The organism is Providencia sp. PROV116, assembly GCF_028482485.1.
Classification (GTDB): Bacteria; Pseudomonadota; Gammaproteobacteria; order Enterobacterales; family Enterobacteriaceae; genus Providencia; species Providencia rettgeri.
Genome location: NZ_JAMPQO010000036.1, coordinates 13,789 through 34,124, shown reverse-complemented (window position 1 = coordinate 34,124; position 20,336 = coordinate 13,789). Strand labels below are relative to the sequence as shown.

The window sequence follows — 20,336 nt, the reverse complement described above, 5'->3', positions numbered from 1 at the left end:
TGATGAAATGCAAAGAGAAAATAGAGAAGAGAAAAATATAAGAAAGGAAACAAAACAGGCAGACTTCAGAATAAAACCATGAAATCTGCCTGCAATCGTCTTCACCGTCTGTAACACAGCTGGTTGCTAACGAAAATTAATACCAATCACTGTTACGAATAACCCCAACCGCTAAACCTTCAATAGTGAAATTTTGCTGACGCAAGTCAACAACAATAGGTTCGAATTCTGGGTTTTCTGCTATTAACTCAACACGGTTACCCTGTTGCTTAAAACGTTTAACAGTGACTTCATCTTCGATACGTGCAACCACTACTTGCCCGTTATGTACATTTTGTGTTTTATGCACAGCTAATAAATCGCCATCCATAATACCAATATCTTTCATGGACATCCCATTCACACGCAATAAGAAATCTGCATGTGGTTTAAACAGCTCAGGGTCAACTTGATAGTGGCTCTCAATATGTTCCTGTGCTAATAATGGTTCGCCAGCGGCAACACGCCCAATCAAAGGCAACCCCTGATCTTCGGTTTCTTCTTCAAGAAGCAGACGAATACCTCGAGATGCACCTGAGACGATTTCAATAACCCCTTTACGCGCTAAGGCCTTTAAATGTTCTTCTGCCGCATTAGGCGAACGAAAACCAAGGCTTGCTGCTATCTCAGCGCGTGTAGGAGGCATACCCGTCTGCGAAATGTGGTCACGCACTAGATCGTAAACCTGCTGTTGTCGAGCCGTCAGTGCTTTCATTCCGTTCCCCTGTTTGTTTATACAGTCAAGCTGTGAGTATATACAGGTAAATGAAGATTTGGAACAGTTAAATCGCTCAATTTAAGCATTTGTTATCGATTTATTTTCTTTTTACCTGATTAAGTAACCAAACACCTTAACCAGGGAAATAGCGCTGCCATAATACGAGTACCCAAATAAACAACGCTAAACCGATACTCACAAATACCGCGGCAGAACCAATATCTTTAGCTCTCCCTGAAAGTTCATGATATTCACTTCCGATACGGTCAACTACGGCTTCTATCGCGCTATTCAGTAATTCGACTATTGCCACCAGAACAACAGAACTCACTAACAAAATCCTATCTATATAGCTGATATCTAAATAAAATGCGATAAAAATCGCGATAATTGCAGCAACAGATTCTTGCCTAAATGCGGCTTCATTAACCCAAGCTGCCTTCAAACCTTTAAGGGAATACCCCGCAGCTTTAATCACTCGCGTGAAGCCCTTAACTTGACTCGCCATATTTATTCCTTAAAAAATACAAACAATAATCGATTTTTACGGTCAAAGTGAATTGTCAGTAACAGATCTAACCATGTATTTCTGGTATGATTGCGCAGCATTGTTAACAAGAGGCTATAATCATTTATGTCACTATGGCGTAAAATATATTACAACACGTTGAATTTACCACTTAAATTATTGGTAAAAAGTAAACTAATTCCTTCGGATCCCATCACTGAGTTGCAGCTTGATGTCAACAGGCCAACCCTATACGTATTACCTTATCATTCGAAGTCTGACCTCCTCACGCTACGGCACCAATGCTTAGCTATTGGTCTGCCAGACCCGCTAGTCGACAATGATATCAATGGAACGAAGCTTCCGGCCTACGTTTTTATCGATGATGGCCCACGTGTTTTTCGCTATTATTCACCGAATCCACGTAAGGATTCAGTAAAAACATTCCATGCTTATTTAGATTTGCATAAAAACAACCCAAATCTAGATATTCAAATGCTACCGGCATCCGTGATGTTTGGGCGTTCACCTGGCCGTGAAGGCCATACCCCAGCACCACCACTGAAACTGTTAAATGGCATCCAAAAATTCTTCGCCGTTTTATGGTTAGGACGTGACAGCTTCGTACGTTTATCTCCGATTGTCTCAATTGGGAAAATGGCACAAGACCACGGTACAGACACCATTATTGCCAACAAACTTGCTCGTGTCGCACGTATTCACTATTCGCGCCAACGTCTCGCAGCAGTTGGGCCTAAACTCCCTGCACGTTATGAGCTGTTTAATAAGTTATTGACGTCAAAAGCAATTGAAAAAGCCGTTGAAGACGAAGCGCGCAGTAAAAAAATTCCACTCAAAAAAGCTCAGCAAAATGCCGTTGGGATGATGGAAGAAATCGCAGCCAATTTCTCTTATGAAGCAGTACGTTTAACGGATAGGGTTCTTAGTTGGACTTGGAATCGCCTTTATCAAGGCATTAATGTTCAGCACGCTGAACGAGTCCGCCAGCTAGCACAAGACGGCCATGAAATTGTTTATGTGCCATCCCACCGTAGCCATATGGACTACTTACTGCTCTCATATGTGCTATACCATCAAGGGCTAGTTCCACCCCATATTGCCGCGGGGATCAACCTCAATTTCTGGCCTGCTGGGCCTATTTTCCGTCGTTTAGGGGCTTTTTTTATTCGCCGAACGTTCAAAGGCAATAAACTGTATTCGACCGTTTTCCGCGAATATTTAAGTGAGCTATTTGCACGAGGTTACTCCATCGAGTACTTTGTGGAAGGTGGGCGCTCACGTACCGGTCGTTTGTTACAGCCTAAGACGGGTACTCTCTCCATGACGTTACAAGCGATGTTGCGCGGTGACTCACGCCCTATCACCATTGTTCCTATCTACATCGGGTATGAGCATGTGATGGAAGTGGGTACTTACGCCAAAGAACTGCGCGGTGCAGAAAAAGAGAAAGAAGGCTTTTTCTCTATGGTTCGCGGCTTACGTAAATTGCGCAACCTAGGCCAAGGCTATGTTAACTTTGGTCAGCCAATTTCGCTTCCACACTATCTCAGCCAGCGTGTACCTGATTGGCGCGACTCTATCGACCCTATCGAACCACAAAGACCAACTTGGCTAAACCCAACGGTCAGTTCGTTAGCTGATAACATTATGGTCAATATTAATAATGCAGCCGCAGCCAATGCGATTAACCTGTGTGCGACTGCGTTACTGGCTTCTCGTCAACGCTCACTGACTCGTGAGCAACTAGTTGAACAAGTCGACTGTTACCTGCAATTATTACGCAATGTGCCATACACCGCAGATGCTACAACGCCAAATAAAACGGCCGAGCAATTGTTAGAACATGCTTTGCAAATGGATAAATTTGAAGTCGAAAAAGACAGCATGGGGGATATTATCATTCTTCCTCGCGAAAATGCCGTCTTGATGACCTATTACCGTAACAATATCCATCATTTATTAGTATTACCATCGCTAATAACTAGCATTGTGTTACACCATGAACGCATTAGCCGCCAAGACATTCACTATCAAGTAGGCCAAATTTACCCATTCTTAAAAACAGAACTGTTTATGCGTTATAACAGTGATGAGCTACATGAGACGGTAGATACACTAATTGATGAACTGAATAACCAAAAGCTAATTTGCTTAAAAGAAGATGATGTGGTGATGCTAAATCCTCGCCGTATTCGCCCATTACAGCTCTTAGCAGCAGGCGTTCGTGAGACTTTGCAACGTTATGCAATCACATTATCATTACTCAATGCGAGTCCAGAAATCAGCCGTAATACACTGGAAAAACAAAGTCGTATCCTTGCGCAACGCCTTTCTGTTTTACACGGTATTAACGCTCCTGAATTCTTTGATAAAGCGGTATTCTCGACATTGGTCGATACCCTAAGGGAGGAAGGCTACATTGATAATAATGAAAATGATATCTTTGTTACCAATGCACAGAAACTGTATGCCGTTCTGGCTCGCTTGATGTCACCTGAGATCCGTTTAACTATTGAAAGTGTTAGCCAAGACGATGAGTTTTCCACTGCGATAGAGAAGAATACAGAAGCTGAAACAAATGCAGACTAGAAATCTTGGAGCTAAATAAGTAAAAGGGGTAATGTTATTCACATTACCCATTTTATTTAATAGAGCTAGTGCTAACAATAATCTATGTCCTAAATAATTCGAAGTGCCGCACCAATGATGAATTGTTTTTTGAAACCACTGAGTTCGATTAATCAAGGTGATGTTGCTGAATTATTTATCTAGTATTATCTCTGAGCATCGCTTCGTTAAAGAAATCTAAACCAATGGCGCTTACTTTTGGTTCCTAGATATAGGACTCACTGAAAAAGTATCGAATTCCGCCACACTAACCAAAACAGCCAATACCTAATATTGATAGCTAGAAGGATAGGCGATTTTTATGTGTATTCAATATTATTTTAATAAAAGAAAAGCCGCCAAAACCCAAAATAACAAATTGATAAATAACAAATTGATAAATAACAAATAAATTAAAAAAAACACACAGTTTGAAATATGGTAAATATCAAAAAATAATTTCAATTCATAATAAATTATTATTTCTTAATTAATCCCACTCTCTATGACTTCTTATTTAGTCCAAACAAGTACGTTCACATTATCAATCTAAATATATAAATTTCACCGCAAGACGAAATGCAATCATTGAGTCGAGTATTAACATCCGCCACCAAAATGAGGCATTAGATTACATAACTGAAATTTATAACAGCAACTCAATATCTGCTTATCTCACTCTATTATTGGTGTTTAGCACCTTTGATAGTTCATTTATTCACAATGGAAATATCCTAATTATGGAAACAACGACTTAAAGGAAGGAATAAAAGGAATAAATAAATGATTTTTGGTATTAACCGTTACAGTATCAAATCATCTCAGATGCCCTTATTGATTCCCGTTTTACTGTCCGTATCCATCATACCAACTGGTTCAGTCTTTGCTACTGGGTTTGTAGATGGAATCAAAGTGAAGCCTTACCACCTGCAGACAGGAGAGACCGTTCACAGTGTGGCTCATCAATACAATCTGACAGTGGAGGAATTAAAAACATTAAATCAAAAACGCAATTTCGCCCGCGCTTTTGAACAACTTTCAGCTGGAGATCAAATCGATGTACCAAGCACTTACATCGCCAATACGACAGATAAAACGACGAAGAAAGGTGTACAAGTAAACGACTCAGATAGTGAAATTGAGAACTGGTTGGCCCAAACTGCCCCTAACTTTTTCCAAGCGATGAACACACAAAGTGCAGAGGAGTACCTGACTAAACAGGCCAAGGATATGGCGGTGAGCACAGCGTCATCAACCATGGAGAGTTGGTTAAATCAATATGGTACCGCACAAATTAGTGTACAGCCGGGAGATAAACTGTCACAAAGTACGCTGTCTGCCGACATGCTGTTACCTGTATATCAAAACCCAGATTGGCTGGTGTTCACCCAGTTAGGAGGTCGGAACCTTAATGATCGCACCACCCTAAACTTAGGAGTGGGCGCTCGTCGGTTCAATGAGCAATGGATGTATGGCGTCAACACCTTTTATGACGCTGATATTACAGGTGGGAACAGCCGACTCGGTATTGGCGGAGAATTGTGGTCCGATAATCTACGCTTTTCAACCAATGGTTATCTGCGACTCAACAACTGGCATCAGTCACGGGATTTTGACGACTACGATGAACGCCCCGCCAACGGATTTGATATGACCGCCAGTGCTTGGTTGCCATCTTATCCACAACTTGGTGGCAAACTGAAATATGAACAATATTTCGGTGATGAAGTGGCAATGAAAGGTAAGGACTCTCGTAGTAAGTCGCCAAAAACAATGACTGTAGGGTTGAATTACACACCTATTCCATTAATTACCCTTGGGGCTGACTGGCGTACAGGACAAGGAACTGATGATCTGCAACTTCAGGCACAACTGACCTATTCATTCGGTGTGCCTTGGAAAGACCAAATATCATCGAGTTCAGTTGCTCGCCTGCGTTCGCTCTCAGGCAGCCTAATGGCACTGGTTGAGCGCAATAACAACATTGTACTCGAATACCGTAAACAGGATTTGATCAGTTTAATACTGCCGCAGGAAATCCGTGGTCGAGGTGCCAGCCTACAGTCACTGAGCGCTATCTTAAAAGCGAAATATGGTGCTGAACGTGTGAAATGGGGAATGCTGACAGAGTTTTCATCCAACGGTGGGAAAGTACAGTCTGTTGGCAAAAGTTTAACAGCTTGGCAAATTCGCCTACCTGCTTGGCAGGCGGGTAAAAGCAATACTTATACCCTAAGTGCTATTGCATGGGATGGAAAGGGAAATGCATCAAAACCGGCCTATATAAAAGTGATTGTCGACGCAGGGTTTTCTAACCGCTACTCGAGTTTGACTGTTGGATCAGGTGTACTGAATGTCGATCAGTCGGAGGTATTAACGCTGACGATGCGGGATGAGCAGAATGCACCGATGACTAAATTGGCTTCATCGATTCAGTTGCCGTTCGCCTTCACGACACAAAAAGGCGGGTCATCACTATCGCCTTCGCAAAGTGGCGTTAAGTTGGAGGCGTTGAAAGAAACGGCACCGGGTGTTTATACCACCACCATCACCACTGGAAAATTGCCGGGCACCCTCATTTTTAGTCCGAAGGTAGAGGGGATCAATCTAGCGTCAACAAAAATAGAAGTGATGGCAGCCCCCGTAGGATTACAAATATTTCATAACGGCAGTGTTATAAAAAAGCGCCCCGTCGTTGGGGATGTCCTAACAGCAACACCAGAGTGCCAAGTCAACTGCATTTTGCCGACAGCTTGGCAATGGGAAGTGGAGACAATACAAGGATCAGGACAGTATCAAGCGATTAATGGCGCTACAGCCATGACATATACAGTCACCGCAGACACGCAAAAACGCAGGTTGCGAGCGACCGCACAATAAATACGCCTATAGGGCAACTTAATAAATTTAAAATATAAGGTAATAATTAGATGAGCAACAAAAATCAACAAACCCCAATGATCCGCAAAAACAACCTATCTGTCCTGATTGCGGGAGCCATGTTAGGCATGACTTTTGGTACATCGGCACTCGCTGCCACGACTCAGGCTCCGATCTCGATAACCTCCCCAGCAACAACTGCGGTTATTGGTCATGCACCAGAGCTAAAAGCGGGTACCATCACGGCCACAGATAAGAACAATGACGGTGTATTAGGTGAGAATGATGAGTTGAAAGCGTCAGGTTTTGACTTCAGTGATAAAGACAACGATACACTAGTGTCTATCGTCTATGAATGGCATGACGGCAAAAATGTTATTGCAGGGCAAACGAGAGACATGCTGAAACTGACATCGGCGTTGTTAGGTAAAAACATTACCGTTAAGGCCGTCGCAAAAACGGATCCAGCTAAGACGGAGCCGTCAGAGAGTGTAGCCGTAGCAGCAGCAACCTTCATCGATATCAGTGGTAAGACAATATTGGGCGGCACTAATATCCCAACAGTGAATGGCAATATCGTGAAATCAGTAACTATTTCGGGTCTCACTGGAGCTGGGTCACGACCGCTGGTTGGTGATTCGCTGAAAGCAAATGTCACCTGTCACGGGACCTGTGATAATAACCTGACTTACAAGTGGCAGATTCAAGACTCTGTGAATTCGAGCAAATACACAGATATTTCAGGTGCAACCACAGCAACATACACGGTTAAGGGCACAGAGCAGAAACGTAAAATTCAGGTTATCGTTTCGAACAAATAATCACTATCCCCCGCAGCGAAACATTTCGCTGCGGTATTTTTGATAATAAGCACCCATAACACACTGCGATAACAGAAGAGGATATTCATAAAATGGCAGAGAGGACAAAAATTATCCCCCTTATTCGTCTGATAACGTTGGCAGCAGGATTGGTCATCGTAGGAGGCGTATCCGCTTCTGTGATCGAAGTCAATACCCAAACGCTTCCCGTTATCGGTCATGCACCTGTCGTGACTGATGTTCAATTTAATAATAAGACACCCGCCGTTAATGACACGGTCACCGCTGATCCAAAGATAACGGATGCAGATAAGGATGCATTAGAAACATCACTTTTTCAATGGAAACTCGATGGTAAAAATATTTCAGGAGCCACGCGAAATAGCTATAAACTCGTCCCCGGCGATGGCAATGGAAAACAACTGTCGGTCGAGGTCACGCCACAAACCGACCCTAAAATCACAGAACCAGCAACTGGCGCTATATTCACTTCATCAACTCTCACTACTAGAGGGCTGGCACCAGAAGCTCATGATGTGAAAATTGATGGTCAGCCAGAGCCTGGTGGATTACTGACCGGAAATTATCGCTACCATGATGGGGACAGCCCGAGCGATCCTGAGAGTGGAACCAGTTTCGAGTGGTTCTGTTTGCGTAACAAGAATCATCAGGCGATATCAACAAGCAGAACTTATCACATACAAGATGCAGATATAGGGTGTGAAATTTATTTCAATGTCATCCCTCGCTCATCAAGCGGAACACCGAGTACAGGTGCGCAAGCTCAATCGAAGAAGGTCACTGTAGCTAAAGCAATACCATCACATCTAGTAGAAATATATAACGGCAACCAAATAGGGAATCGCTCCGGATATGGGTACAATATGGTGATAAATTATTCGCACCTCGGTTATGGCAAACCGATATCAATAATCATCAGTGAATACAAGAACGGAAATATCAATGTGACAGAAAAGTATCAGGTTGGTAAGAAGACTTACAGTGGTTCAATTGTTACTGACGACGGAAACACTATAAAGTTTGGAGATAATGCAAGATCCAGTATCGGGGAAACTATTTATCTTGTGGTCCGCGTTGATTTTCCAAACGGCAAATTTGCCCACGCGACATCGCCTAAAATAGTACTGCAGCGTCGGTAATTTGCTCACTTAAAACCCTAGCCATTTGGTTAGGGTTTTTCCAGACATTGAGAGGAAAAGCTGAAAAGCATGCTCCTGTTAATCGTCAACAACCTGTTTACCAATAACTCAAAAAAATTCCGACAAATAAGATAAAACCAACATAGTTATTATTCATAAAAGCTTTAAAACAGGGAGCACGCTCTCTATTGACCATCAGTTTTTGCTGATAAACAAATAACCCCACAACCAGCGCCAGAGAAAAATAGTAAATGCTCCCCAGAGCAGCCAATGATCCCACAGCCACCAGCAAGCCGACCATCAGTAATTGCAGTAACCCAATAATTAATTTGTCATACTGGCCAAATAAAATGGCTGTTGATTTCACGCCGATTTTTAAATCATCGTCACGGTCAACCATGGCATATTGCGTGTCGTAAATCACTGACCAAATAATATTTATGAAAAACAATACCCAGCATACTAACGGGAGTGTTTCACCCACCGCAGAGAAAGCCATTGGAATCGACCAGCCAAATGCTGCGCCCAGTACAACCTGAGGTAAATGACTGACTCTTTTAACAAAAGGGTAAATCCATGCCAAAGCAAGCGCCGCAATCGACAACCAAATTGTCATTAAATTTAAAGTTAAAACCAGCAAGAAGGACACACCCACTAAACTTGCAAACAAAATTTTAGCTTCTTTTTCCGTCACATCCCCACTAGGTAATGGGCGATGTTTGGTGCGTTCCACATGACCATCAAAATGGCGGTCAGCAAAGTCATTAATAACACAACCAGCTGCACGCATAAAAAATACACCGGCAGTAAATACAATTAAAAGATGTAAACTTGGCGTACCTTGAGCCGCAATCCATAATGCCCAATATGTCGGCCACAATAGCAACAGTGAACCAATGGGTCTATCAATACGCATTAAACGGCTGTATGCATGCCATTTACTGAGCGTCATACTTCCCTCCACTTTGTCGTGCTCCTTTTCGAATTCCATAATACTTCAAATTGGGTATATTTTAATACCACCAACATCTGCAACTTACTGATTTATATTTGTTGGCATAGTGTCATTGCAGAGACCTGAAAATTCAAAATATTTAGAATAGTTAACGATATGCAGGTGATTCAGGTAAAAATATTTCTGTTAATAGTAAGGGTTTATCCGATAATCTTAACCGAGAACAACGTACCCAACGGTTTGCGCAAGAACCAATATGAATATAATCTCGAGTTAAGCTGTCACGGCTAAATAAATAACGCCCTAACGGCATTCTCCCAATATCTACCAGTTGCTGGTCATCATCAGTCAGTGTTTCTTCAGGGATTATCGTTCGGCCCAGTAACCAAGGGATACCATCTCCATACATGACAACTTCTCTGACCCAATAACGTTGGCTTTCAGGTAAAGACAGCATTTCATCTGCACTCAGCTTATCTTGTGTTATATAGCGCTCTAAATAAGGTATCACGGTAACTTGCTGGCTATGCTGCTCAAAACGTTTTGTCATGGAGCCGAGCTCTAATAGCCAATCTAATACATTGGCAGGCACTATTTTATCGTTCTCCGCCAGCCAGTGAATCGGCTGAGAAGTAAAAAGCGTTTCATCCATTACTTAAAATTCCACCATGAATAACATGGTTATGATTTACTGTATTTCTTACACAATAGGATATCACGTTGTTTTACGACAAGGTTAAAGTTAGCTAACAATTTATATAAAAAGTCACATTTTCAACACAAAATGTAAAAATATAGTGAAAAATTTTTTAAATACTAACGAGTTATCGATAATAATAAAATTCATTAATATCGTAACAAACTAGATTTATTTGCTTGAAAAATAGTCGATTAAACAATCGTTCAATTAAACAAAATGTCGACTAAACAATATAAGGCAGGAAGCTCCTACCTTATATTGAAGTATTTAAATAATACGTTAGTAATTTATCGCCAAGCTTTATAGCTATTAATCAAACCATTGGTTGAACTATCATGGCTACTCACGGTATCACTATTTTCTAATTCAGGCAGGATACGGCTTGCGAGCTGTTTACCTAATTCAACCCCCCATTGGTCGAAAGTAAAGATGTTTAAAATCGCCCCTTGAGTAAAGATTTTATGCTCATACATCGCGATTAACGCACCTAATGAATATGGCGTAACTTCTTTGAGTAAAATCGAGTTCGTTGGGCGGTTACCTTCAAATACTTTATACGGTGCCACATATTCCATATCGGCCACTGATTTGCCTTGTGCAGCAAATTCAGCATCGACCACTTCACGCGTTTTACCAAATGCTAGTGCTTCGGTTTGCGCAAAGAAATTCGATAACAATTTTTCATGGTGATCCCCTAACGGGTTATGAGTTACCGCAGGTGCGATAAAATCACATGGGATCATCTTCGTTCCTTGGTGGATCAACTGATAAAACGCATGTTGGCCATTGGTTCCTGGCTCCCCCCAAATAATTGGACCAGTTTGATAAGTAACAGGTTTTCCATCACGACCAATATATTTACCGTTCGACTCCATATTGCCTTGTTGGAAGTATGCGGCAAAGCGATGCATGTATTGGTCGTATGGCAGAATCGCTTCAGTTTCTGCTTCAAAAAAATTGTTGTACCAAATGCCAATTAAACCCAACAACACTGGGATGTTTTTTTCTAATGGAGTTTGGGTAAAATGTTTATCCATCGCATGGGCGCCGCTCAATAATTGAACGAAATTATCAAAGCCAACCGATAAAATAATCGATAAACCAATTGCTGACCATAATGAATAGCGGCCACCAACCCAATCCCAGAATTCAAACATATTGTTGGTATCAATACCAAATTTCGCAACTTCTTCGCTATTCGTTGAAAGCGCCACAAAATGCTTAGCAACTTGGCTTTCATCTTTTGCTGCAGCCAAGAACCAATCACGAGCTGAATGCGCATTAGTCATTGTCTCTTGCGTAGTGAATGTTTTAGACGCAATTAAAAACAGTGTCGTTTCTGGGTTCAGTTTTTTCAGCGTTTCCGCAATTTGTGTACCATCCACATTCGATACAAAGTGCATATTTAGGTGGTTTTTGTATGGTCGTAGTGCTTCTGTCACCATAAATGGACCAAGGTCAGAACCACCAATACCGATGTTCACCACATCAGTAATCGCTTTACCGGTGTACCCTTTCCAATCACCGCTGATAATGCGCTGACTAAATTGCTGCATTTTATCCAATACCGCATTCACTTCAGGCATGACATCTTTGCCATCGACATAAACAGGGGTGTTATCGCGGTTGCGCAAAGCAGTATGTAATACCGCACGGTCTTCAGTACGGTTAATTTTCTCACCTTGGAACATGCTGTTGATGGCGCTTTCTAGCTCTGTTTCTTTTGCTAAGGCTAATAAATGTTTCAATGTTTCTTGTGTAATTCTATTTTTGGAGAAATCCACTAAGATTTGACCATCGAACGTCGCCGAAAAATGAGTAAAGCGGTCTTTATCCTGTGCAAACAAATCGCGCATATGGACATTTTTCATTTGCGCAAAATGTTGCTCTAGCGCCCGCCATGCAGCCGTTTGGCTTGGATTAATACATCTCATGGATAACACTCTCCAAATAATATTAAATAGAAATAGATTGTACCTCGTCACGAAAACGAGACTTATCGGTTTTCTGCGTTATATTGATATTCCCCAATTCTGCCGCACTTTTCCAGACTTAATTACCCCTTTTATTGAAATACGCACTTTCAATGCATACCACTTAAAAAAATTGCGGGTATATGCCCTCAATAATTCAATGAACGCAGTCAACACCCACGTAGCTTGAAGTATGACGAGTATATTGAGAAAACCGATAATAAATTACCTATCATTAGAATTACTGATTTACTTCGATTCTTGATTGACGCAATCCCATTTACCCGATAAATCTATATAAAGATTAGGTTTAACCAAAGGGATTGACACCATGAATACCGCAGCGCCTTCAACAGACAACCATCAGTATGTTATCGCCAAATTTGGCGGCACCAGCGTCGCTAACTTTGAAGCGATGAACAACAGCGCCAATATCGTTCTTTCCAACCCAAATGTGCGAGTTGTGGTACTTTCAGCTTCTGCTGGCATTACCAATTTATTAATCGAACTAGCTGAAGGCTGCGATGCGGATAAACGCAATGAACTGCTGAAAAAAGTGAAAGATATTCAATACGCAATTATTGATAATCTACAAACAGCTGATGTTATTCGTGAAGAAATCAATCGGTTACTTGATAATATTGCACATTTAGCTGATTCGGCTGCTTTAGCCACTTCCGATGCATTAACGGATGAAATGGTCAGCCATGGCGAATTAATGTCAACCTTACTATTTGTTGAAGTACTACGCCAACGTAATGCTAATTCCCTATGGTTTGATGTGCGCAAAGTGATGAGAACGAATGACAGCTTTGGTCGTGCTGAACCAGAGCTAGCTCAGCTAAAAACATTGTCAGAACAACAACTCATGCCGCGCCTTGCCGAATCGGTTGTAATCACCCAAGGGTTTATTGGCCGTGATGAAAAAGGCCGCACAACAACGCTTGGCCGTGGTGGAAGTGACTACACCGCCGCTCTGTTAGCTGAAGTACTCAATTTATCACGTGTAGATATCTGGACTGATGTTCCTGGAATTTACACTACTGACCCTCGCGTCGTACCGAGTGCCCAACGGATTGATGAAATTGCTTTCGATGAAGCAGCTGAAATGGCGACTTTTGGTGCAAAAATTTTGCATCCAGCGACACTCCTTCCTGCAGTACGTGCTGGGATCCCTGTTTTTGTTGGTTCAAGTAAAGCTCCCGAAGCTGGCGGTACCATTGTGTGTGATAAAACCACTAATCCACCACAATTTAGGGCATTAGCACTGCGCCGCAAACAAACGCTACTCACCTTACACAGCCTAAAAATGCTGCATGCGCGAGGCTTCTTAGCGGAAATTTTCATCATTTTACTGCGCCACAATATTTCAGTGGATTTAATTACGACGTCAGAAGTCAGTGTTGCACTAACCTTAGATACAACGGGTTCAACGGGAACTAACGGCAGCTTACTCACCAATGCGCTGATGACAGAGTTATCCGCATTATGTCGTGTCGAAGTAGAAGAGAATTTAGCGCTCGTCGCAATTATTGGTAATGAGCTGTCGCAAGTGAATGGCCTAGGAAGGCAAATTTTTGGCGCACTTGAGTCATTCAATATTCGCATGATCAGCTATGGCGCAAGTAGCCACAATATTTGTTTATTGGTTCCTGGGAATGATGCTGAAGAGATCGTTCGTACCTTGCACAGCAACTTATTTGAATAGTGCAGAAGTTTGATCAAAATACCAAAAGGCGATCATCACGATCGCCTTCTCTATTATAAAATTAATCCCTTCCAGTATTTTTACTGGGTTGCGCAACACTGCTGGTATATTGCAACATTTTGCCCGTCACGCCTTTATTCTGTGTTAAAAGCACTAAATTTCCTTTTGCTGTTTCATTACCGAGTTCTACTGCTCGTTCAAACCACATTACCGAACGGAAAATATTTTTTTCGCCCCCCTCGCCTCGTGCATACATCACCGCAAGGTTATTTTGTGCATCGCTGTTCTTTTTAAATGCCGCTTTTTCCAGCAATTGCCGTGCTTTCTGTGAGTTTTTCGCTACACCCGTTCCCGTTAAATAAAAGATAGCTAACTGGTTTTGAGCTTCGATGCTATCTTCTTGTGCCAGTTGCAGCCAACTCACAATTTTATTGACATCCACATTTTTCAACTCACCAGACACATACATCTTCGCTAACTTAATTTGAGCTGCATTACCACCACTGTTAGCAAGTGACATATACCATTCAATGGCCTTTTCAGGGTCTTTTTTAACGCCACCTAACCCTTTTTCATAGAATTCAGCCACTTTCATTCCTGCATCTTGGGATTTGTTTTGTGCCGCACGTTCATACCAGATAAAGGCTTCAGCGAGGTCTTTTCCAACGCCATCACCTTGTTCATAGGCTTTCGCAATCGCCAGTTGGGCTGCAATACTATTTTGTTGCGCAGCGCGTTTATACCAGTACATCGCTTGGTAGCTATTCTTTTCTATTGCACTATGGCCTTCTTGATAAAAGTCACCCATATTCACTTGTGCTGTCGCAGAGCCCATATTGGCGGCTTGGCGATATAAGTAAATCGCCATTTCGTCGTCCGGCTCTACACCTTCGCCATTTTCATACATCACCGCTAAATTATTCACAGCGGCAGCAATATTATTTCCCGCACTTCTTTCATACCATTCTCTCGCCTTTTGGTAATCGGTATCACCACCTAGCCCATCATGATAAAACAGTCCCATCGCAAACTGTGCGTTAGCGTGTTCTTGCTCTGCGGCCTCTGTATACCATGCTTTCGCTTGTTTTAAATTTCGCTCTACCCCAATACCATGTTCATATAAGTAACCCATCGCATATTGGCAATAAGCATCACCTTTTTCGGCACCTCGGCGATACCATTGTTCCGCTTGTTGGTACTTTTCCTGATTGTGCAACAACATTCCAAGGTAGTAATCGCCATCTGTATTATCTCGGTCAGCTACCTTTTTAAACCAGCGATAAGCTTCTTGCTCATTGGCAGCTAAAAACTCAGTCCCATCCATATAAGCAAGCCCAATATCCACCATTGCTTCTTCATCTCCGGCATTTGCTAGTTGCAATTTTGCTTTGAATTCATCAGGAATTGGCGTACTTTTATGCTGCGCCTGTAGCGTATTTGGCTTATCTTTCGCAGAAGGTGCTTCAACGGTATTGCCAGCTTGCGCAAGGGAAATACCGCTAACATAGAGAACTAACAGAAAAGAACGTAATTTCATCACCATGACCTATTTATTGGCGTTATCTCATTAACATATCATTCCAATAAATAATTCATAAGGGATGTTAGCTGAAAAAGTAGAATAATAGGGAAATTATTCAGAAAATGGAGGAGACGCCGGCTCTTGCTGAAACTTTTGTCTCCGAAATAAACCCCAGAGCTTAATTAACGCGGTAACCACCATGTTTACTGGCAAATAAATTAAATTTACCCCACTCAATTAACAGAGCTTCCAATGTGCGGTGGCTGATCTTACACAGTTCAGAGATCTGAGAAACAACAAAGTGATTTTCGCTCACCAGTTCTGGTGAAAACACTTCCGCAATCCACTCACACTCTTTCGTGGTCACCAGCCAACCGTCATTGGTCGAAAATTTATGTACGGGTACCATGCCGTCTTTAGGGCTTTCTTGGGATAACAGTTTATTTTCATCAACTTGGGCTTGATGAAAAGCAGCGATTTCTTCCTCTGAAGGGACGGGTTCTACCGCTAAATTCTCTTCTAAAAACAGGTAAATTTCTTCTGCTCTTGCCGGTGTCAGCTCGCTTTTTAACCAGATTTGATTAAAACAGTGCTCATTCAGTGAATCATCGGTATCAAGCTTATCCATGATCTGTAAAACACTCATCATGGCGCTCACCGCGTCTTCACTCATCATAAACGTTTCAGGCGCAGCACTGTTTTGGATCTGATAAGGAAAAACCGCCGAGCGTGGCAGCTCTTCTTCAATAATAAATTCATAGCTCATCATTGGACCCCTCTAATGTATTACCTATAAGATGGTGCCGAATACATGAAAAATCAATGTATTGATCTGGTTTTAATCTTCAGGGTCATAAGCTAAGTTTGGTGCTAACCAACGCTCCAACTCCGTTACCGACATCCCTTTACGTTTTGCGTAGTCCTCAATTTGGTCTTTTTGTAGCTGAGCTACCGCAAAATATTTACTTTCCGGGTGGCTAAAATACCAGCCTGATACCGAAGCGCCTGGCCACATCGCATAGGAACTGGTGAGTTTCATGCCAATTTGCGTTTCTACATCCAGTAACTGCCAAATTTTGGCCTTTTCTGTATGCTCAGGACAAGCCGGATACCCCGGTGCAGGGCGGATACCTTGGTAATTTTCACGAATTAGCTCTTCATTACTCAAGTTTTCATCAGCTGCATAACCCCAATATTGCCTGCGGACTTGTTGGTGTAGATATTCAGCAAATGCCTCCGCTAGCCTATCCGCCAGCGCTTTAACCATAATTTTATTATAATCATCATGCTGTTGTTCATATTCATCAGCAAGCGAGTCTTCTTCTAAGCCCCCTGTCACTGCGAAAGCCCCAATATAATCGGCTTTACCGCTGTTTTTTGGCGCGACAAAGTCAGATAAACAATAGTTTGGAAACTCAGTTTTTAAGGTTTGCTGGCGTAAATTCAGCCCCATCACTTGTACATGGCTTCTTGACTCATCGGTATAAATTTCTACATCATCGCCAACTCGGTTTGCAGGGAATAAGCCAAAAATACCTTTTGGCGTTAGTAAACTTTCTTTATCAAGCTTATCTAACATATTATTGGCATCTTTCAATAGCTTACGTGCTTCAGAACCAACCACTTCATCTTCTAAGATCCGCGGGTATTTCCCCGCCAGCGACCAAGTCATAAAAAATGGCGTCCAATCAATATAGTCTCTCAGCGTTGAAATAGATGCTGTGACTTCTTGAATACCCTGGAATTTTGGTACAGGTGGTTGATAGTTTTGCCAGTCAATATTTACCGCATTCGCACGTGCCACATCCAGTGCCACCGGTGGTGTTTTTGGCCTTCTTCGACCATGCTGTAAGCGTACAGTGTCATATTCTCGGCGCGTACGCGCAACAAAATCTGCTTTTTGTGTTGCTGACAATAACGCCGAGACAACCCCCACTGTTCGGGAAGCATTTTGCACGTAAGTTGTTGGCCCACTGTAATTTGGCTCAATTTTCACAGCGGTATGTGCTTTTGATGTCGTCGCCCCACCAATCATTAATGGTAAGGTAAACCCTTGTCTTTCCATCTCTTTAGCGACATGCACCATTTCATCAAGAGATGGCGTAATCAAACCAGATAACCCAATAATATCGACGTTTTCTTCACGCGCGGTTTTTAGAATAGTTTCACATGGGACCATCACACCTAAATCAATGATTTCATAGTTATTACACTGTAAAACAACACCAACAATATTTTTACCAATATCATGGACATCGCCTTTTACCGTAGCGAGTAAGATTTTTCCTGCACTGCTACCTGATTGTTTAAGCTCTTGAATATAAGGCTCTAAATAGGCGACTGCTTGTTTCATTACACGGGCGGATTTCACCACTTGAGGTAAGAACATTTTGCCTTCCCCAAACAGGTCTCCAACCACATTCATACCGTTCATCAAGGGGCCTTCAATCACTTCGATTGGGCTAGAAGCACGTTGACGAGTTTCTTCAGTATCTTCAATAATAAATTCGGTAATACCTTTCACTAGTGCATATTCAAGGCGCTTTTCAACTTCCCAACTACGCCATTCCGCTTGTTGAACTTGCTGCTCTCCTGCCCCGGCTCCACGGTATTTTTCTGCCAGTTCAAGTAAGCGTTCCGTACTGTCATCACGACGATTTAAAATCACATCTTCAACAGCGTCTTTTAATTCAGAAGGTAAGTCATCATAGATAGCGAGCTGCCCCGCATTAACGATCCCCATATCCATTCCATTACGAATGGCGTAGTACAAGAAAACAGCATGAATCGCTTCGCGTACAGGGTCGTTCCCTCTAAATGAAAAAGAGACGTTGGAAACTCCGCCAGAAATCATCGCATGAGGTAATTGAGCCTTGATATCCTTACAGACCTCAATAAAATCAACTGCATAGTTATTATGCTCTTCAATTCCTGTGGCTACGGCAAAAATATTTGGGTCAAAAATAATATCTTCAGGAGGGAAGCCCACCTCTTCGGTCAGGATCTGATAAGCACGGCGACAAATTTCAATTTTTCGCTCACGTGTATCTGCTTGGCCAACTTCATCAAATGCCATGACGACCACGGCAGCACCATATTTGCGCAATAGTTTAGCGTGCTCAATAAATGCCTCAACCCCCTCTTTCATTGAGATTGAATTGACGATCCCCTTACCTTGTATGCACTTAAGCCCCGCCTCGATGACCTCCCACTTTGAGGAGTCAATCATAATCGGCACGCGCGCAATATCTGGTTCGCCAGCAATGAGATTCAAGAAACGTACCATCGCCGCATGGGAGTCCAACATCCCTTCATCCATATTGATGTCGATGATTTGTGCGCCATTTTCAACTTGCTGACGAGCCACATCTAAGGCTTCTTGGTAATTTTCTTCTTTAATCAACCGCTTAAATTTTGCTGAACCTGTCACGTTGGTTCTTTCCCCAACGTTCACAAACAATGATTTTTTGCCAATATTTAGTGGTTCTAAACCAGATAAACGGCATTCAACAGGCAGTGACGGTAATTGGCGTGGGGTGATGCCTTTTACTGCATCTGCCATTTTTTTGATATGTAATGGCGTCGTTCCACAACATCCACCAACAATATTTAAGAACCCTGCGGTTGCCCATTCATGAATTTGTTCGGCCATATTTTGCGCATCAAGGTCATACTCACCAAACGCATTGGGTAGCCCTGCATTGGGGTGCGCACTGACATAACATTCAGCAATTCTTGATAATTCAGCAACATACTGGCGTAACTCATCAGGACCTAATGCACAATTCAAGCCAAATGATATCGGCTGAGCATGACGCAATGAGTTATAAAATGCTTCTGTTGTTTGCCCTGATAATGTTCGACCTGAGGCATCCGTGATCGTCCCCGAGATCATAATCGGTAAAGAAACGCCCAAAGCTTCCAATTCGGTTTCTACCGCAAAGATCGCGGCCTTCGCATTTAATGTATCAAAAATGGTTTCGATCATGATCAGATCGACCCCACCTTTTACTAAAGATCGGGTAGATTCTCGATAAGCTTCAACGAGTTGATCAAAGGTGATATTGCGATAAGCGGAATCATTAACATCCGGAGAAATAGAAGCGGTGCGGTTTGTCGGGCCTAAGACTCCAGCAACATAACGCGGTTGCTCTGGCGTTTTACGTGTCCATTCGTCAGCACACTCACGGGCTAGGCGTGCGGCAACTTCGTTAATTTCAGCGGAAAGGGATTCCATTTTATAATCAGCCATCGCAATGGATGTTGAGTTAAAAGTATTGGTTTCAACAATATCCGCGCCAGCTTCAAAGTATTGAGAATGGATATCTCGAATGATATCTGGCTGAGTTAAGACTAATAGATCATTATTTCCCTTTAAATCACTCGGCCAATCCGCAAATCGCTCTCCGCGAAACTGGGCTTCCGACAACTTATGTTGTTGGATCATTGTTCCCATTGCACCATCTAATACCAATATACGTTTTTTTAATTCTTGTTCTAATTGATTAACTTTTGCGGACACTGCACTGCCCTCCTGAAATGGAACACTGAGAAATAAGTCAAATTTTTACTTTTAACATCCTATCACAACTTCTCTCGTGAAAATTCGCTGTTATGATGAGAGTTTTTCAAGGTTGCACAAGAGCACACTTTTCACTGATCCGATGAGTATTTTCAAGTGAAATAGTTCATAATAGAAGCTAAATGACAGTCAGGAGAGACTT

At 42.2% G+C, this 20,336-nt stretch carries 13 protein-coding genes; 5 read left to right on the top strand and 8 right to left on the bottom strand.

What is annotated here, in order from left to right:
• Nucleotides 1-136: 136 nt before the first annotated feature.
• The gene (lexA, locus tag PSE72_RS19350; RefSeq protein ID WP_004915217.1) at nt 137-754 is read right to left on the bottom strand and encodes a transcriptional repressor LexA; all 618 of its coding nucleotides are present in this window, start codon (nt 752-754) and stop codon (nt 137-139) included.
• A gap of 136 nt (nt 755-890) precedes the next feature.
• Nucleotides 891-1,265, bottom strand: coding sequence for a diacylglycerol kinase (locus PSE72_RS19345; protein WP_004915220.1), 375 nt, complete (start codon nt 1,263-1,265; stop codon nt 891-893).
• Between the two features lie 126 nt (nt 1,266-1,391).
• Here PSE72_RS19345 and plsB point away from each other — a divergent pair, with 126 nt between their 5' ends.
• From plsB to PSE72_RS19325, 4 genes are all read left to right on the top strand, one after another.
• A complete protein-coding gene (gene plsB, locus PSE72_RS19340; protein WP_115166474.1) occupies nt 1,392-3,875 on the top strand; it encodes a glycerol-3-phosphate 1-O-acyltransferase PlsB in 2,484 nt (827 codons plus the stop codon).
• A gap of 930 nt (nt 3,876-4,805) precedes the next feature.
• Nucleotides 4,806-6,773 carry an inverse autotransporter beta domain-containing protein gene (locus PSE72_RS19335; protein WP_198641970.1) on the top strand — a complete coding sequence of 656 codons (1,968 nt, stop codon included), beginning with the start codon at nt 4,806-4,808 and terminating at the stop codon, nt 6,771-6,773.
• A gap of 50 nt (nt 6,774-6,823) precedes the next feature.
• A complete protein-coding gene (locus PSE72_RS19330) occupies nt 6,824-7,594 on the top strand; it encodes a ZirU family protein (RefSeq protein WP_115166472.1) in 771 nt (256 codons plus the stop codon).
• A 92-nt stretch (nt 7,595-7,686) separates the two neighbouring features.
• Nucleotides 7,687-8,754, top strand: coding sequence for a hypothetical protein (locus PSE72_RS19325; protein WP_115166471.1), 1,068 nt, complete (start codon nt 7,687-7,689; stop codon nt 8,752-8,754).
• 97 nt (nt 8,755-8,851) lie between these two features.
• Here PSE72_RS19325 and ubiA read toward each other — a convergent pair whose 3' ends face one another.
• From ubiA to pgi, 3 genes are all read right to left on the bottom strand, one after another.
• Nucleotides 8,852-9,706, bottom strand: coding sequence for a 4-hydroxybenzoate octaprenyltransferase (gene ubiA / locus PSE72_RS19320; RefSeq protein WP_115166470.1), 855 nt, complete (start codon nt 9,704-9,706; stop codon nt 8,852-8,854).
• Between the two features lie 151 nt (nt 9,707-9,857).
• Nucleotides 9,858-10,361, bottom strand: a complete 504-nt coding sequence (ubiC, locus tag PSE72_RS19315) for a chorismate lyase (protein WP_115166469.1) — start codon at nt 10,359-10,361, stop codon at nt 9,858-9,860.
• 335 nt (nt 10,362-10,696) lie between these two features.
• Nucleotides 10,697-12,343: a glucose-6-phosphate isomerase gene (pgi, locus tag PSE72_RS19310; protein ID WP_115166468.1), complete on the bottom strand. Its 1,647-nt coding sequence runs from the start codon at nt 12,341-12,343 to the stop codon at nt 10,697-10,699.
• 370 nt (nt 12,344-12,713) lie between these two features.
• On the opposite strand from pgi, the gene lysC reads away from it, so the two are divergent.
• Nucleotides 12,714-14,090 (top strand): lysine-sensitive aspartokinase 3, encoded by a 1,377-nt coding sequence (gene lysC / locus PSE72_RS19305; protein ID WP_115166467.1) that lies wholly within the window; start codon nt 12,714-12,716, stop codon nt 14,088-14,090.
• 61 nt (nt 14,091-14,151) lie between these two features.
• Here lysC and PSE72_RS19300 read toward each other — a convergent pair whose 3' ends face one another.
• The 3 genes from PSE72_RS19300 to metH all read right to left on the bottom strand — a co-directional run bounded on the left by PSE72_RS19300 (nt 14,152) and on the right by metH (nt 20,134).
• Nucleotides 14,152-15,627, bottom strand: a complete 1,476-nt coding sequence (locus PSE72_RS19300) for a tetratricopeptide repeat protein (RefSeq protein ID WP_254178896.1) — start codon at nt 15,625-15,627, stop codon at nt 14,152-14,154.
• Nucleotides 15,628-15,790: 163 nt separating this feature from the next.
• Nucleotides 15,791-16,381, bottom strand: a complete 591-nt coding sequence (locus tag PSE72_RS19295; RefSeq protein WP_181937095.1) for a hypothetical protein — start codon at nt 16,379-16,381, stop codon at nt 15,791-15,793.
• Nucleotides 16,382-16,450: 69 nt separating this feature from the next.
• Entirely contained in the window at nt 16,451-20,134 is a 3,684-nt protein-coding gene (gene metH / locus PSE72_RS19290; protein WP_115166466.1) for a methionine synthase, read from the bottom strand.
• Between the last annotated feature and the right edge of the window lie 202 nt (nt 20,135-20,336).

Coding starts and splice junctions, on each gene's coding strand:
- PSE72_RS19295 (WP_181937095.1), bottom strand. CDS start 16,381: ATGATGAGCTATGAATTTATTATTGAAGAAGAGCTGCCACGCTCGGCG.
- lexA (WP_004915217.1), bottom strand. CDS start 754: ATGAAAGCACTGACGGCTCGACAACAGCAGGTTTACGATCTAGTGCGT.
- ubiA (WP_115166470.1), bottom strand. CDS start 9,706: ATGACGCTCAGTAAATGGCATGCATACAGCCGTTTAATGCGTATTGAT.
- PSE72_RS19325 (WP_115166471.1), top strand. CDS start 7,687: ATGGCAGAGAGGACAAAAATTATCCCCCTTATTCGTCTGATAACGTTG.
- PSE72_RS19330 (WP_115166472.1), top strand. CDS start 6,824: ATGAGCAACAAAAATCAACAAACCCCAATGATCCGCAAAAACAACCTA.
- plsB (WP_115166474.1), top strand. CDS start 1,392: ATGTCACTATGGCGTAAAATATATTACAACACGTTGAATTTACCACTT.
- lysC (WP_115166467.1), top strand. CDS start 12,714: ATGAATACCGCAGCGCCTTCAACAGACAACCATCAGTATGTTATCGCC.
- PSE72_RS19300 (WP_254178896.1), bottom strand. CDS start 15,627: ATGAAATTACGTTCTTTTCTGTTAGTTCTCTATGTTAGCGGTATTTCC.
- ubiC (WP_115166469.1), bottom strand. CDS start 10,361: ATGGATGAAACGCTTTTTACTTCTCAGCCGATTCACTGGCTGGCGGAG.
- pgi (WP_115166468.1), bottom strand. CDS start 12,343: ATGAGATGTATTAATCCAAGCCAAACGGCTGCATGGCGGGCGCTAGAG.
- PSE72_RS19345 (WP_004915220.1), bottom strand. CDS start 1,265: ATGGCGAGTCAAGTTAAGGGCTTCACGCGAGTGATTAAAGCTGCGGGG.